Source organism: Halomonas sp. MES3-P3E (assembly GCF_002836035.1).
GTDB classification, from domain to species: domain Bacteria; phylum Pseudomonadota; class Gammaproteobacteria; order Pseudomonadales; family Halomonadaceae; genus Vreelandella; species Vreelandella arctica.
In genome coordinates this window covers 120,502-134,098 of record NZ_PJBT01000192.1, presented here as the reverse complement: position 1 = coordinate 134,098, position 13,597 = coordinate 120,502, and the positions used below count along the sequence as shown (strand labels likewise).

The 13,597-nt window shown below is 53.8% G+C and carries 13 protein-coding genes; 8 read left to right on the top strand and 5 right to left on the bottom strand.

The window, feature by feature from the left end; all coding sequences use genetic code 11:
* Window positions 1-63: 63 nt before the first annotated feature.
* Window positions 64-2,154 carry a TonB-dependent receptor family protein gene (locus CXF87_RS20490; RefSeq protein WP_101147999.1) on the bottom strand — a complete coding sequence of 697 codons (2,091 nt, stop codon included), beginning with the start codon at window positions 2,152-2,154 and terminating at the stop codon, window positions 64-66.
* A 153-nt stretch (window positions 2,155-2,307) separates the two neighbouring features.
* On the opposite strand from CXF87_RS20490, the gene CXF87_RS20485 reads away from it, so the two are divergent.
* Window positions 2,308-2,481, top strand: coding sequence for a YqaE/Pmp3 family membrane protein (locus CXF87_RS20485; protein WP_035538925.1), 174 nt, complete (start codon window positions 2,308-2,310; stop codon window positions 2,479-2,481).
* A 73-nt stretch (window positions 2,482-2,554) separates the two neighbouring features.
* On the opposite strand, the gene CXF87_RS20480 is transcribed toward CXF87_RS20485, so the two are convergent.
* Together CXF87_RS20480 and CXF87_RS20475 are read right to left on the bottom strand one after the other, a co-directional pair.
* Window positions 2,555-3,031 carry a nucleoside deaminase gene (locus tag CXF87_RS20480; protein ID WP_101147998.1) on the bottom strand — a complete coding sequence of 159 codons (477 nt, stop codon included), beginning with the start codon at window positions 3,029-3,031 and terminating at the stop codon, window positions 2,555-2,557.
* Between the two features lie 49 nt (window positions 3,032-3,080).
* Window positions 3,081-4,343, bottom strand: a complete 1,263-nt coding sequence (locus CXF87_RS20475; protein WP_101147997.1) for a dicarboxylate/amino acid:cation symporter — start codon at window positions 4,341-4,343, stop codon at window positions 3,081-3,083.
* Window positions 4,344-4,526: 183 nt separating this feature from the next.
* On the opposite strand from CXF87_RS20475, the gene CXF87_RS20470 reads away from it, so the two are divergent.
* From CXF87_RS20470 to CXF87_RS20450, 5 genes are all read left to right on the top strand, one after another.
* Window positions 4,527-5,297, top strand: a complete 771-nt coding sequence (locus CXF87_RS20470) for an SDR family oxidoreductase (RefSeq protein WP_101147996.1) — start codon at window positions 4,527-4,529, stop codon at window positions 5,295-5,297.
* 61 nt (window positions 5,298-5,358) lie between these two features.
* The gene (locus tag CXF87_RS20465; protein WP_198556154.1) at window positions 5,359-5,715 is read left to right on the top strand and encodes an Atu4866 domain-containing protein; all 357 of its coding nucleotides are present in this window, start codon (window positions 5,359-5,361) and stop codon (window positions 5,713-5,715) included.
* Between the two features lie 316 nt (window positions 5,716-6,031).
* The gene (locus CXF87_RS20460) at window positions 6,032-6,520 is read left to right on the top strand and encodes a DUF6438 domain-containing protein (RefSeq protein ID WP_101147995.1); all 489 of its coding nucleotides are present in this window, start codon (window positions 6,032-6,034) and stop codon (window positions 6,518-6,520) included.
* A 65-nt stretch (window positions 6,521-6,585) separates the two neighbouring features.
* Window positions 6,586-6,801, top strand: coding sequence for a TIGR02450 family Trp-rich protein (locus CXF87_RS20455; protein WP_008957781.1), 216 nt, complete (start codon window positions 6,586-6,588; stop codon window positions 6,799-6,801).
* A 255-nt stretch (window positions 6,802-7,056) separates the two neighbouring features.
* The gene (locus tag CXF87_RS20450) at window positions 7,057-7,263 is read left to right on the top strand and encodes a cold-shock protein (protein ID WP_007111402.1); all 207 of its coding nucleotides are present in this window, start codon (window positions 7,057-7,059) and stop codon (window positions 7,261-7,263) included.
* 186 nt (window positions 7,264-7,449) lie between these two features.
* Here CXF87_RS20450 and CXF87_RS20445 read toward each other — a convergent pair whose 3' ends face one another.
* Both CXF87_RS20445 and CXF87_RS20440 read right to left on the bottom strand, forming a co-directional pair.
* Window positions 7,450-8,319: a putative RNA methyltransferase gene (locus CXF87_RS20445; protein WP_101148044.1), complete on the bottom strand. Its 870-nt coding sequence runs from the start codon at window positions 8,317-8,319 to the stop codon at window positions 7,450-7,452.
* Window positions 8,320-8,394: 75 nt separating this feature from the next.
* Window positions 8,395-9,288 (bottom strand): DMT family transporter, encoded by an 894-nt coding sequence (locus tag CXF87_RS20440; RefSeq protein ID WP_101147994.1) that lies wholly within the window; start codon window positions 9,286-9,288, stop codon window positions 8,395-8,397.
* A gap of 97 nt (window positions 9,289-9,385) precedes the next feature.
* On the opposite strand from CXF87_RS20440, the gene CXF87_RS20435 reads away from it, so the two are divergent.
* Window positions 9,386-10,321 carry a LysR substrate-binding domain-containing protein gene (locus tag CXF87_RS20435; protein ID WP_101147993.1) on the top strand — a complete coding sequence of 312 codons (936 nt, stop codon included), beginning with the start codon at window positions 9,386-9,388 and terminating at the stop codon, window positions 10,319-10,321.
* Window positions 10,322-10,426: 105 nt separating this feature from the next.
* Entirely contained in the window at window positions 10,427-13,585 is a 3,159-nt protein-coding gene (locus CXF87_RS20430; protein WP_101147992.1) for an acyl-[ACP]--phospholipid O-acyltransferase, read from the top strand.
* Window positions 13,586-13,597: the final 12 nt, after the last annotated feature.

The following is a 13,597-nucleotide window of genomic DNA, read 5'->3' as shown; positions in this document are numbered from 1 at the left end:
AGACTCACCAACGAGAACGGGCGACCCAATGGGCCGCCCGTTTTTATTTTATTTATGTAGCATTTAGAAACGTACTTCTAAGCCGCCATAAACACTGCGTCCTGGCGCGGGTTCGTAGAAACGGCCGAAATCAGGATCAGGGTTCAAGCGTACGTTGGCGTAGTGCTCTTCATCCAATAGATTGCGCACGCCAACATAAGCATTTAATCGCGTATCACTGCCCAACTGCCAACCATCGCCTACGCGTAGGTTCAACAGCCAGTAACTATCGACCTCAGTATCATTAGTGTTATCCGCCACCAAGTCACCCACGTATTGGGTTTCCAGGGTCGCAAAGCGCTCATCACTCCCTTGCCAGGTTAGCTGGTTGACCCAGGTCTGTTCGGGTAAGCCGGGGATGCGGTTGCCACCAAAGCTTTCCGTTGGTGTGGCAAATTGATCAAACTCATAGCGCGCCAGCGTCAGGGCGCTATCCAACCGCCACTGGTCGGCCAACTGCCAACCGAGCGCCAGCTCGATACCATCACGATCAGTATCACCCGCGTTCTGGTAGAAAGTACGGCTGTCTTCTTCCAACTCATAGGGCACTAACTCATTGCGTACGCGTACTGAAAACAGCGCCAGGTCATAATCCATCGCGAGCGGCTCCACATAACCTCGCAAGCCAGCCTCACGACTCCACGCTTTTTGTGGCTTAACACCCGGGTTAAAACCGCCACCCACCGGGTTTGCAAACTCTGAGAATGTCGGGGTTTCAAACGCCGTGCCGGTATTGATATAGGCTTGATGCTGGGGGCGATAACGATAGCTTAAACCTGCCGAACCGCTCCACTCATTGAAGGTTTGCTCGCCACTTTGATCGCCACCTTCATCGGCCAGATAGCGATCATCTATTTCTAATTCCACCCTATCGAAGCGCGCACCCAGCGAGAGCGTTACCTGCTCGGTCAATGCTAGATCACCCTGGGCAAACACCCCCGCCGAAGTCGCGGTTTGGGTCTCTTCAGCCGCTTGCTCGCCCACCACACCTCCGCCGTCTACATTATTGCGGAAACGATCGTCGTCTTGGCGGGCCACATCAACGCCGGTGATATAGCTCAGCGGTAGGCTGCCCAGGCTGATCTCATGATGATACTCGGCACTCGCGCCCAGGTAATCACGTTGGTAGCCGATGCGACTATCGCCCACATAGGGCAACTGCTGCTCAAAATCACGCTGGGCGACGAAACCTTTTAAGTAGAACTCGCCCGGGCCTGCGGACAAATCTTCGTACTGTAAACCAAGAAGTTGCTGATCAACACTTTGCCTTGAGTCGAGACGTGTAGGGGAATAAAACTCTGAGTCGACTGTACCTTGTGGATCATTTCTCGCGATTTCACGTGTAACGCCCCCCGCATCTTCAGAGCGGGGGTTATCGAGCAGATTGATAATCGCGGTTAACGCTCGGTCGCTGCCTAATTCGCGACGTAGCTTGGCGTTCAGCAGGTACTTTTCCGTGGAGCTCTGCTCTCGATAGCCATCGACATTAAGCGCTGAAAAGCTCACATGGTGCGACCAATCCCCTTGGGCGCCACCGGTTTGCACGACCGCCTTACGGTAGCCATCGCTTCCCACCTCGGTACGCACGCTTGAACCAGGGTTATCGCGCCCATCCGCTGTTGTGATATCAATCACTCCGCCTGCCGCATTGCCATAAAGCACCGAAGAAGGCCCACGGATGACTTCAATACGCTCGGCACTGTCCAGGTCAATGGCATCTAACTGCGCCTGACCGTCCGGCAGCGTGTAGGGAATACCATCGACCATCACGGTAATCCCGCGTACGCCAAACGGCGCGCGCGCACCAAAACCGCGGATGGAAATACGCTGTCCCTGTGCAAAGTTATCGCGGTTCTGCAAAAAAACACCCGGCACCCGCACCAGAGACTCATCCAATCGCGTGCGCTGCTGGCCTTGCGCAATGGCTTCGCGGTCAATGGTGGAAACCGCCGCGGGCGTATCATATAGCTCACGCGCCAAACGAGGCGCGGTCACCTCCACGGTGGCCAGGCTAGTGTTGTTCGTCGGGCCCTCTTGAGCCCAGCTTTGACTTGCTACAAAGCAGCTCAACACCCCTAAAGACGCGGTGGTGACTTTTAATGTTACGTTGGGCATGGGGTCCCTCCCAGATAGTGTTAGTGGAAAGTGAAAGTGTAAATGAACGATTTTCTATTGGGTCAGTCTCAGCTTATTCACCAAGGCCTGGATAAAACTTCCGACAGTGCCTACACTTGTACAAGTTACACCCCTGAAAGCAAAGGAGGCTTCATGGCGTTTACAGCGACTGATCCGATTAAGATGATTTTTGCCGTTATACTTCCCCCACTCGGCGTATTTTTTGAGGTCGGTTTTAAAGGGCATTTCTGGCTGAACATTATCCTAACGCTATTTGGCTTCATTCCGGGCATCATCCATGCGTTTTATGTGATTTTGAAGCACTAGCATTTGAAGTTGTTTGCTGATTGAGTATGACGCCGCCTAAGCTAACGCTTAGGCGGCTTTTTTGTGACATTAACTAAGGGTGTCCATGTCGACGCTGATGCAGTGCATGCACGCTTTCATCAAGCTCAGGAATAGGGCCTTCTACTTTCAGCCCAGGTACCACCTGTTGAATAGGCAAAGTGGCAACAGGTGGCGGCCCAACCCCTAAATCCGCAAGCCAACTACTTAGCTGCTCCGATGAGCTCGCATAAACAATACGCCCCAACCCCACCCAGCCATGGGCAGCAGCACACATGGGGCAATGTTCGCCTGAAGTATAGACAGTCGCCGCTGCTCGCGCTTCTGGCGTCATATGCTGTGCTGCCCAGCGTGCCAGAGCAAACTCAGGGTGTTGGGTGGAATCACCACCGGCAATGCGGTTACGGTCTTCTGCCAACACGTCACCGTCAGCACTTACAAGCACACTCCCAAAGGGCTCATCGCCTGCCTCAAGGGCCTCTTCAGCCAGTTCAATGGCACGTCTCAGATAGGTGAGTTCTCGATCATTCATCGTGAGTCCTCCTTTAAATCAACGGCGCTGACTTACTATCCCTTACTTACTACACCTTTGCCGTGGCGGACGTATCTTCCAGAGCTGTCTCTTTCAGCTCTTCGCCTTCGCTTCGGGCGATAACGGAGGTACCCACTAAATCGCCTGTCACGTTAAGCGCCGTAGCCCCCATACCTACCAATGCATCAATGGCAGTGAGCAGCGCAACCGTCTCTATTGGCAGCCCCACTTGGGCAAACACGGTCGCGATCATAATGATCCCAGCGCCTGGCACGCCGGCGGTACCCACCGACACCAACGTGCCAATCAGCACTATCTGCACCATGCTAATGAAATCCAGCGGCGCGCCAATCACGTTGGCAGCAAAGACCGCCGAAATCGCGATACGAATCGCCGCGCCATCCATATTTAACGTAGCGCCTAATGGCAGACTGAAGCCATAGATACTTTTGGAAATCCCTAACCGGTGGGCCGCATTAATGGTGAGTGGTAATGTTCCCGAGCTACTTTGGGTCGCAAACGCCGTCGCCATCGGCGTGCGGGCCTCACGAAAGAAAGTACGTAACTTCACACCAAATAGCCGCATGATGCCGCAATAAATCAGCAAATGAGCGGCGAGTGCGATATACAGCACCACCACCATATCGCCCAGCGATAGCAGCGTTTCCAACCCCTGCTGACTTACCGTTTCGGCGACAATCGCAAACACGCCGATAGGCACGTAGTGCAAGACGCCAGACATCACTTTTAAGGTGACCTCATTGAGCGCTTCAATCACCTCATACAGACGTTCGCCCATCGCCTGCTGACGTTCAGACTGCCGCATTTTTAACAAGGCGATGCCAAACACCAGCGCTGTAAAAATAATACCCAGCATATTGAGCTCGGCAAACGCACCGATAATATTACTGGGCACGATATTAAGCAGGGCATCCATAACGCCAGGGTTATCCGGCACCGAGAAGCTGGCTTCCTCCTCCAGCCTCATTCCGCTACCCGGATTGAACAGGGAAGCGATAGTTAAACCCACGGTGATCGCTAATGCCGATGACGCTAAATAGTAACCAAATACCTTGCCGCCAATACGTCCTGCACTGCCCTCTCGTGACTGGTTCACACCCACCATCAGCGTAAACAGCACAATCGGAACAATCAGAAAAGTAAGCAGCCGAAGCAGCAAATCGCCTAACGGTGCTAACCAAACCGCTACCGGTTCACCGCCCACCAGCCCGACCACAACGCCCAGCACCAGTGCGATGGTGACGCGTAAAATCAGCGATGCCTGACAATAGGCCTTCCATATACGTGTCATTTAAATCCCTACGGGTCGATTGAAAACTTAGGTTGCTATCATGGTAGTTTGGCACAGCCCTCTCAGCCTGCCTTTATCTGCACGCCATAGGATTAGGCAAGCATGCAGTAGGATCGCCTCTATTGGCTTTTGCTGCCGCTCGTTAATCTGCTCCCGGTAGTAAATAAACGAGAGGATCATTACATGACGACGGCAACTAACCCTTCAATCACTAGCCAATCATCAACGACTCATCCTTCAAAAGTTGTCTTATTGACCGGTGCTAGCAGCGGTATCGGTGAAGCCACCGCTCGCTGGCTAGCGGGTCAAGGCCACCGCCTCGTGGTCGGCGCACGCCGGGGCGATCGCTTGAAAGCTCTGTCCGAGTCCATTCGCGCCGAGGGTGGCATAGTCGACTATCGGGCGCTGGATGTAACCAGCCTGGAAGATATGCAGGCCTTCGCAGATTACGCTCTTACGTTGCATGGCCGCATCGATGTCATCGTCAATAACGCTGGAATTATGCCGCTCTCGCCGTTGGCATCGCTCAAAGTCGATGAGTGGAACCAAATGATCGACGTCAATATTCGTGGCGTCCTCAATGGCATCGCCGCCACTCTGCCTACCCTGCAAGCACAGGAGAGCGGCCAGGTCATCAACGTTTCTTCTATAGGCGGATTCACGGTCGTCCCAACGGCGGCGGTCTACTGCGCCACTAAATACGCGGTTCGCGCTATTTCCGATGGGTTACGCCAAGAAACCGATAAAATCCGCGTTACCTGTGTTTACCCCGGCGTCGTTGAATCCGAACTGGCGAATACCATTACGGATCCCGAGGCGGCTGAAGCCATGGTGACTTATCGACAGATTGCACTTAAACCCGACGCCATTGCCTCAGCGATCGCCCATGCGATTAATCAACCGGACGATGTCGATACCAGCGACATCGTCGTGCGCCCCACCGCTAGCCTATAACACCGCATACGTCACACCCGAGCGACTTACCGGGTGCGATGCCTAGAAAGAGTGATTTCACATGCAAGACACCAAGCTTCCCATTTACTGGAAACGCGCCCTGATCGTCGCTGGCATTATCACTATTATGCCAGAACTGACAACGGCGCAAACATCCCATGACACAGGAGAAACCGACATGGCAGACCATCCCTATGTTGGTATGTGGGTAACCGAAGATGGCCGAATTCGACATGAGCTTTTACCCAACAATCGTTACGACGAGGCACGGGGCGAACGCGAAAGCGCTTACCAGGGCCGCTACCGGGTAACGGATAACTACATCGAATACTGGGATGACACCGGCTTCACCGCTGATGGAGAATTCATCAATGACGTGCTCTATCACGGCGGCATGGTGCTATATCGCCAAGAGTAATCTGTCAAAGCCGCCCGGCTTTCATCGATGATGAAGGCCCGGTGGCTTTTTATCCCGGCGGTTTTTATGTAGCTCAGACGCATCAAACATGCACAGCCTTGTGCATGTTTGTTAATTTAGCGATTACTTTATGGAAACGGATGGCGTTAACATACACTGCAAAGCCAAATGCTCTAGGCTTTGTACGAAAACTGCCTGCGCTCGCCGACTTTTCGTACAAACCCTAATTCAAGCATTGAGTATTGCTGGCACTAATGAAGCCCTTTGCAACTAACGTATCAAGTCAGATTATCTTTACAAGAAAAGGAGTTTTCGCATGCGTTTTTCTCTCGCCTGTTTAACGGTATCCACATTGGCGCTAATGACAGCGGGCTGCGCTCAACATTCCGCCACGACCAGCGAAAACAGCCTGGCTGAAATCCGTTATGAAGTAGGCCCTTGCTACGGCACCTGCCCTGTCTATCGCGTTGCAGTTGAGGCGGATGGTACGACCCGCTACACAGGTGAACGCCACACGGCCGTGGAAGGTGAGCGCACTCAGGCAGGCAACGCGACTGTTTTTCGTTCGCTGCAAGAGCGACTAGCTGCAATGCAACCCGACATGGGAACAACGCAGCAAACCCTTGATTGCGAACCCCGTGCCACCGACCTGCCTAACTATACAGTGACCTGGGTTAACCAGGATGGCGCCCAAGCGGTGCTTGAACACGATACTGGCTGTCACTCTGAAAACGGTCGCGAACGCACCGAGACCCTAAGAAGCCTAAATGCAGAGCTTGGCATTGAAAACTGGGTACAACAGTAAGTGCAATAGTCAGTGCATAATCACTGATGGCAGCTAACACGAGATATCTTTGCCAAGGAACGTCAATGCATACGATCAATCCGAGCAAGCTACATCACAGCAAATGGACGGCTGCCCAGCCAAGCAATAAAGAGAAGCACTTTATAGTTACCCAGCTGCTGCGAGATGAAGAAGAGAACGTAGTAGAGGTCGTGATTGAGGCGGTGTACTCTCATCGCGAGCTCATTGTGCCTTGGCAAAGCTTAAAAGATGACAGCGTGTGGAAAGTGGGCTGGCAATAGAGGCTGTTTAGTGAGCGCAAAGGTAAGATAATCAGCAAAGGGTTTGACACGAGCTACATTTCATGACACTGTAGCGCCAGTTGGTTAGCAAGCAAGCATGGTTTCAGAAGTGTACGAAAAAGATTTAGAAATGTACGAGATAGACGTGTACAAAATCTTTCGGCAAGACTGTAATTGTATTCCTTGTTTTATCCGCTATTAATCTGGGTGATACCAGGAACTTTACAAAGCGCATTGCGCGAAAGGATTTTTACTATGTCTACTGGCACAGTTAAGTGGTTTAACGATACTAAAGGCTTCGGTTTTATTGCTCCTTCTGACGGCGGCGATGACCTGTTTGCCCATTTCTCTGAAATTCAAGCAGACGGCTTCAAAACCCTGCAAGAAGGCGCTAACGTTTCTTTTGACGTTACCCAGGGTAAGAAAGGCCTTCAGGCTTCAAACATCAAGCAAATTTCCTAAGCCTAAGTCTCTCAAGAGATAGCGCTTTAGAATTTGCTCGAACCTTCCGAGGTTCGAACGACAAGGCCCGCTTATGCGGGCCTTGTTGCGTTTGGGCACTGTTAACGTGACAAATACGCCAATGTGACAAGTACGCTAATGTGAGAAGTACGACAGAGCATCAACAGCCTCTGCTTTAAGTAACGGCTAAACTCGAAGCCACTGTACTACTCGCACATCCACCGTAGTGACTAATGTCTCCAGCGCCGCTGCCCGCGCACGCCCTTCCGCACTGGCCCGATAAAGATGCGGTGTCATCGCCAATAAATCGGCGATCTCCTCAGCTCCCTTTAGCGTTAGCGTGTAACGCACGTTGTCGCTGCTTTGGTAGACAAAACCTTCCGGCACTCCCCCCTCATTTGAACGCTCAGGCTTTAATGCGGGATAGATAATTTCCCGTAGCTCTCGCAGATGATCTGGCCCCGCCTCAACTTGGAGCAGCACTCCACCGGCTTTTAACACCCTGGAAAATTCGCTATATACAGGAAAGCCAAACATACACAGAACGCTATTTAGTGTTCCCGCCTCTACGGGTAAGTGTGCGTTGCTACCCACCACCCAACGACTTGTCGGCGTCTGCTTATTATCCTGCTTCGCCGCGGCGAGCACTGCCCATTTCGAGATATCTAACCCCATCAGCGCCAGTGATGCCTGGGCTGGTGCGGCGCGGGCCAGTTGACGCAGGTAATAGCCCTCCCCACAGCCTGCGTCCAGACAACTTAGCGGCGAGCTGCTTGACGTAGGCGGCACATCAACATGGCGCAGTACGGCGTTACTGACTGCATCTGCAATGGGCTGGTAGAGGCCCGCGTTTAAAAAACGCTGCCGGGCTGCCACCATGTTTTTACTATCGCCGGGGTCATGGGAGCGCTTCTGCTGCACAGGCAGAAGGTTAACGTACCCCTGCTTGGCAATATCAAAGCTGTGCCCAGCCGCACAACGCCATACATTGTCCGAAAGCCGAAGCGGTTCACCATCCAGCGGGCATTCCAGTGCATGAAAAGGGGCGGTACTCATAAGACGCTCAGCTTCATAAGGGAAGTTCATTGCCAATCAAAAAAGGAGAGAAGACAGCCGTGATCAACGCACGAATCAGCGCGTCACCAGGATAATGCCAACTAGAATAACACCACCCCCCAATAGAAAATTGATACTGAGCGGCTCGTTGAGCAATAGGGTACCAAAAAGGACGCCAAAAAGCGGGCCTAGAAAAGAGAACACGCCCAACTGCGACGCACGATAACGGCGCAGCAACGTGAACCACAGCATCAGAGCCGCAAACGAGATAATCAGTGCCTGAAAGCCAAGGCTAGCGACAGCTATGGAAGTAAACTTCGCGCTCAACAATTGCCCCGAAAGAGCCGCGAACGGCAGTAATAACAGCGCCGTTATGCTTAATTGATAACTAAGGGTGAGCTCTGCTGGTGCTTCAGAAAGCGATGTCCTGCGGATGACGATAGTAGTGGCAGCCCACGAGAGTCCTGCGAGCAAGCCTAGCGCGTCACCAATGATAATATCGATGCCGTAAGTGCCGCTTGGTGCCATCGCTATTACCATGCCTACAAAAGCCAAGCCAACGCCCCACCATTGGCGGGTCGAGAGCTGCTCGCCAGGAACCCAAAGATGCAATCCAAGCGCTGCAAAGATGGGCGCTGTATAGAGAAAGACCGACATATGCGAGGCCAGTGTGTACGTTAACCCCCAGGCGACAAAAGCAAACTCGGCGGCAAACCCAAGGCCGACCAGCACACCGGGGGCCCAATGGCGCCTGATCTCCTTCCAGTGAATGCCCCGCCAGTAGGCGAGCAACCCCACCAAGCAACCTGCGATAGCGGAGCGCAGTGCGATCTGCACGATGGGTGAGATATCCTCAGCCACCCCTTTAATCGCCACCTGCTGAAAACCCAATATCAAACAAAACAGCAGCATTAGCGAAGCCGCCGTGGTGTCCACGGGCTTTCGCTCAGCTATCCTTTGATGATTCATTGCGCACTCCGGTAAGATCAAGACGCCTATTGCATCAGGAAGCGCTACTGCCTACAAACGATTACTTGATATACCTAGGCCTAGGAAAACTCATGCTATGAAAATTGAAAGGCTGCCGCTTAATGCATTACGCGCATTTACTGAGGCCGCGCGAGAAAATAGCTTCAAAGCTGCCGCTTATCGCTTAGGGGTTACGCCTGGCGCGGTTAGTCGACAAGTTAAACAGTTGGAAGCTCACTTAGGGGTAGTGCTATTTGAAAGATACGCCAATGGCGTTTATGTCACTGACGCCGGCCGGATGCTGGCTGAAGATGTCCAGGCTGGCCTTTTGCGTATCGCCAGCGGCGTCCAGAACGTCACCGAGCACTCAGAAGAGATCTTTCGATTGCTTCTTAGCGCACCGCCCTCATTCCTACAACTCTGGCTACTCCCCCGCTTACCTCACTTTGAAGTGAATGAACGGGAAATAGAAATCTCGCTAGATGCCGAGGCGCGCTTAACGCCACCGCTATGGTTGTCCAACAGGGCGCGCTTATCACTGCGCTACGGCCAGGGCCCTTGGCCCGGTGTCACCAGCCTGCGGCTGTTTGAAGACACGCTGTTTCCAGTTTGCTCGCCCTCCCTATTAGCGCAGGCAAGCATACAGACCCCCAACGATTTGCTGGCACAGACGCTGCTCACCGTGGAGTGGTGCAGTCACGCAGGCCATCCCATTCCAAGCTGGAGCGATTGGTTTAAAAGCGCCGGAGTAGCCATAAAGAAGACGCCCAATCAACGCCATTATTCGCTTTATAGTCTGGCGCTCGATCAGGCCATTGCCGGGCAAGGTGTAGTACTCGCCAGCTACCCGCTGGTGGCTGACCGGCTGGCGAGCGGTGTTCTGGCACGCCCTTTTGCGGAGCAGTATCCACTCGCTTCTCCGTTCGCCTATGACCTGCTTCTACCTGATGAGGGTGAAATGCCAGCGGCGGTGGCACGCTTTGTCGAGTGGCTAGCGCAAGAAGCCGCTCACTTTCGTGACGATCCGCTGTAGCCAGACGGCTTACTAAGCGGGTAGCAACTCACGCAAGCCGATACGCGTATTGGCGGTATACTGCTGGCACCGCACGACTTTCAAGCAATGACAAGGCGACACCTCATGCATCGACTGCTGCGCGTAACAGGCGCCTGGCCCTACCTGATCGCTATCTTTCTCAATGCCTTTGTGGATCTGGGTCACAAAATCGTGATCCAGAACACGATTTTCAAAAGTTACGATGGCGAAACTCAGGTAGTACTCACCGCGCTGGTGAATGGGCTGATTCTACTGCCGTTCATCTTGCTGTTCAGTCCGGCTGGCCACGTAGCCGATAGCTACCCCAAAGTGCGTATTCTACGGGTCTCTGCCTGGACCGCAGTAGCGGTATCGCTGGGCATTACCGCTGCTTACTATCAGGGTTGGTTTTGGTTGGCGTTTGCCATGACGCTACTTCTCGCCATCCAGTCGGCGTTCTACTCTCCGGCCAAATATGGCTTGGTAAAAGGCTTGTTCGGCAAACCTCGCCTAGCGGAAGCCAACGGACTCATTCAGGCCATCACCATTGCTGCCATCCTGGCAGGAACAGTGGTTTTTACGGCGCTATTTGAAACCTGGGTCTCGTCTGATAAGCAAACGCCAGCGCAGCTGTTACGCCAAATAGCCCCGCTGGGTTGGCTATTAGTGCTCAATAGCGCTATCCAAGTCATCACGCTGTATCGCCTGCCATTGGATGAAACCACCCGCTCCGATACGCCGCTAACCTGGCAACGCTACCTCAAGGGTACGGCGCTTAAAGATAACCTGGGGATTATCGCCCGCCAGCCAGTCCTCAGGCTCTCCATTATCGGCCTTGCCACCTTTTGGTCAGTGGGCCAAGTGCTACTCGCGGCCTTCCCCGCCTACGCCAAGGAAGCCCTCAACGTCGATAACACACTGGTGCTACAAGGCATTCTAGCCGCCAGCGGTATCGGCATTGCGCTGGGCTCACTGTTGGCCAGCAAGTTATCTCACAACCGTATTGAAACCGGCCTAATCCCCGTGGGCGCTATTGGCGTGGCCGTTGGCTTATGGTGCCTGCCGCTGTTAACCACGCCCGCTAGCCAGGCAGTGAATTTTGTTTTTATTGGCATCATGGGCGGTCTGTTTATCGTCCCCCTCAATGCACTGATTCAGTTTCACGCTGCCGACAAGGAGTTAGGCACCGTACTGGCCGCCAACAACTGGATCCAGAACATCGCCATGCTGGGCTTTTTGGTACTCACCGCGCTGTTCGCGCTGGCGGGTGTGGATAGCCACTATCTGCTGTTACTGATCGCTAGCGTGGCGATGTTGGGCGGCGGTTATACGATCTTCAAACTGCCCCAAAGTCTGGTACGCTTTTTGTTGAGCTTCCTGCTGACCCGCCGCTATCGCGTCGATGTGCATGGCTTGCAGAACCTGCCCGCCCAGGGTGGCGTACTGCTACTGGGCAATCATATCAGTTGGGTGGACTGGGCCATGGTGCAGATCGCCAGCCCTCGCCCAGTGCGCTTTGTGATGCTGAAATCGGTTTACCAGCGCTGGTACCTCCGCTGGTTCTTCAAAGCCCTAGGCTGTATTCCCATCGAGCGCGGCAGCGGTGCCGAACAGGCGCTCGCCGATGTGGCCTCACAGCTCAATGCGGGAGAAGTGGTGTGTCTGTTTCCTGAAGGGGCCATCAGCCGCACTGGTCAACTGGGCGAATTCCGTCGTGGTTACGAGCGCGCCTGTGACATGGCAAATCCAGACGTCAAAATCGTACCGTTCTACCTGCGTGGCCTATGGGGCAGCCAGTTCTCCCGCTCCTCCAGCAAATTAAAAGAGATGCGTAACGCACCACTGCACCGTTCGGTGATCGTCGCGTTTGGCAAGCCGCTACCCAAAGATACCTCTGCCGATGTGCTTAAACGGCGTATTTTTGAACAGGCAACGCGCTCCTGGCAGCGAGCCATGGACGAACTGCCGACGCTACCCAACGCCTGGATTCAGACCGTCAAACGTCGGCCTAGCGACCTTGCCTTGACGGATACCCTGGGCAGCCCGCTTAATGCCAGCCAGGCGTTAAGCGCCAGTCTGTTACTGGCGAAACGTCTTCGCAAACTCAATCCCGGCCAAAACGTCGGCCTGCTGCTTCCTACCAGCAGCACCGGCGTCATTGCCAACATGGCCACACTGCTGGCCGGCAAAACGGTGGTGAACCTCAACTACACCGCCCCCCAGGAAGTGCTCGCGTCTGCGCTTTCCCAGGCGGAAATTGCAGTCGTCTTCACCTCACAACGGTTTGTGAAGAAACTGGAAAAGAGCGGGCTAAACATCAGCCAATTACTAACCGGAAAGCAGGTGATCTATCTGGAGCACCTGCAAAGCGACATTGGCACCACCGAGCGCTTGGGTACCTGGCTAGCCGTTCGCTTATTACCGACATGGCTGATACAGCATGGTTTCTGCCATAGTCACGATGCTGATGCCACCGCTGCCATCGTGTTCACAAGTGGCAGCGACGGCTCTCCCAAGGGCGTAATGTTGAGCCATCGCAATCTGATGGCCAATATCAAACAGACCTCTGATGTGCTCAATACCCAGAGCGACGATGTAGTTATGGGGTCGCTGCCACTGTTTCACGTCTTTGGCTTCACGGTGACCCAGTTGCTGCCGTTAATCGAAGGGTTGCCGCTGATCTGCCATGCCAACCCCGCCGATGCTCCCGGCATTGCTGGCGCCGTTGCCAAGCACAAAGCCACCCTCTTGTTCAGCATGTCCAGCTTCCTATCGATGTTTGTCAGCAATTCAGCCGTGCATCCGATGATGCTGGAAAGCCTACGGGTGGTAGTTGCCGGAGCCGAAAAGCTCGACGAGGATGCGCGCGCCCGTTTTGAGCTGAAGTTTCACAAGCCCGTTTATGAAGGCTACGGCGCTACCGAAGTTGCCCCCGTGGCCTCCGTGAATCTACCCGACGCTCTGGGCGTTAATTACCAGCAGGTACAGCGCGGCAGCAAACCAGGTACCGTGGGTATGCCGCTGCCCGGCACCAGTTTTAAAATCGTCAAGCCAGAAAGCTTTGAGGAACTTCCTACCGGGGAAGCAGGCATGGTGTTAATTAGCGGCCCCCAGATAATGCAAGGCTACCTCAACGAACCACAGCGCACCGCCCAGGCTATCCACGAAATGGATGGCCAACGCTGGTATATCACAGGGGACAAAGGGTTCATTGACGAAGACGGTTTTTTAACACTTGTAGAGCGTTATGACAGCACTCAGTGATTTATCTTCGAT

Bases quoted from the DNA above. Each gene is read 5' to 3' on its own strand.
- CXF87_RS20490 (WP_101147999.1), bottom strand. From the start codon at position 2,154: ATGCCCAACGTAACATTAAAAGTCACCACCGCGTCTTTAGGGGTGTTG.
- CXF87_RS20485 (WP_035538925.1), top strand. From the start codon at position 2,308: ATGGCGTTTACAGCGACTGATCCGATTAAGATGATTTTTGCCGTTATA.
- CXF87_RS20480 (WP_101147998.1), bottom strand. From the start codon at position 3,031: ATGAATGATCGAGAACTCACCTATCTGAGACGTGCCATTGAACTGGCT.
- CXF87_RS20475 (WP_101147997.1), bottom strand. From the start codon at position 4,343: ATGACACGTATATGGAAGGCCTATTGTCAGGCATCGCTGATTTTACGC.
- CXF87_RS20470 (WP_101147996.1), top strand. From the start codon at position 4,527: ATGACGACGGCAACTAACCCTTCAATCACTAGCCAATCATCAACGACT.
- CXF87_RS20465 (WP_198556154.1), top strand. From the start codon at position 5,359: ATGCAAGACACCAAGCTTCCCATTTACTGGAAACGCGCCCTGATCGTC.
- CXF87_RS20460 (WP_101147995.1), top strand. From the start codon at position 6,032: ATGCGTTTTTCTCTCGCCTGTTTAACGGTATCCACATTGGCGCTAATG.
- CXF87_RS20455 (WP_008957781.1), top strand. From the start codon at position 6,586: ATGCATACGATCAATCCGAGCAAGCTACATCACAGCAAATGGACGGCT.
- CXF87_RS20450 (WP_007111402.1), top strand. From the start codon at position 7,057: ATGTCTACTGGCACAGTTAAGTGGTTTAACGATACTAAAGGCTTCGGT.
- CXF87_RS20445 (WP_101148044.1), bottom strand. From the start codon at position 8,319: ATGAGTACCGCCCCTTTTCATGCACTGGAATGCCCGCTGGATGGTGAA.
- CXF87_RS20440 (WP_101147994.1), bottom strand. From the start codon at position 9,288: ATGAATCATCAAAGGATAGCTGAGCGAAAGCCCGTGGACACCACGGCG.
- CXF87_RS20435 (WP_101147993.1), top strand. From the start codon at position 9,386: ATGAAAATTGAAAGGCTGCCGCTTAATGCATTACGCGCATTTACTGAG.
- CXF87_RS20430 (WP_101147992.1), top strand. From the start codon at position 10,427: ATGCATCGACTGCTGCGCGTAACAGGCGCCTGGCCCTACCTGATCGCT.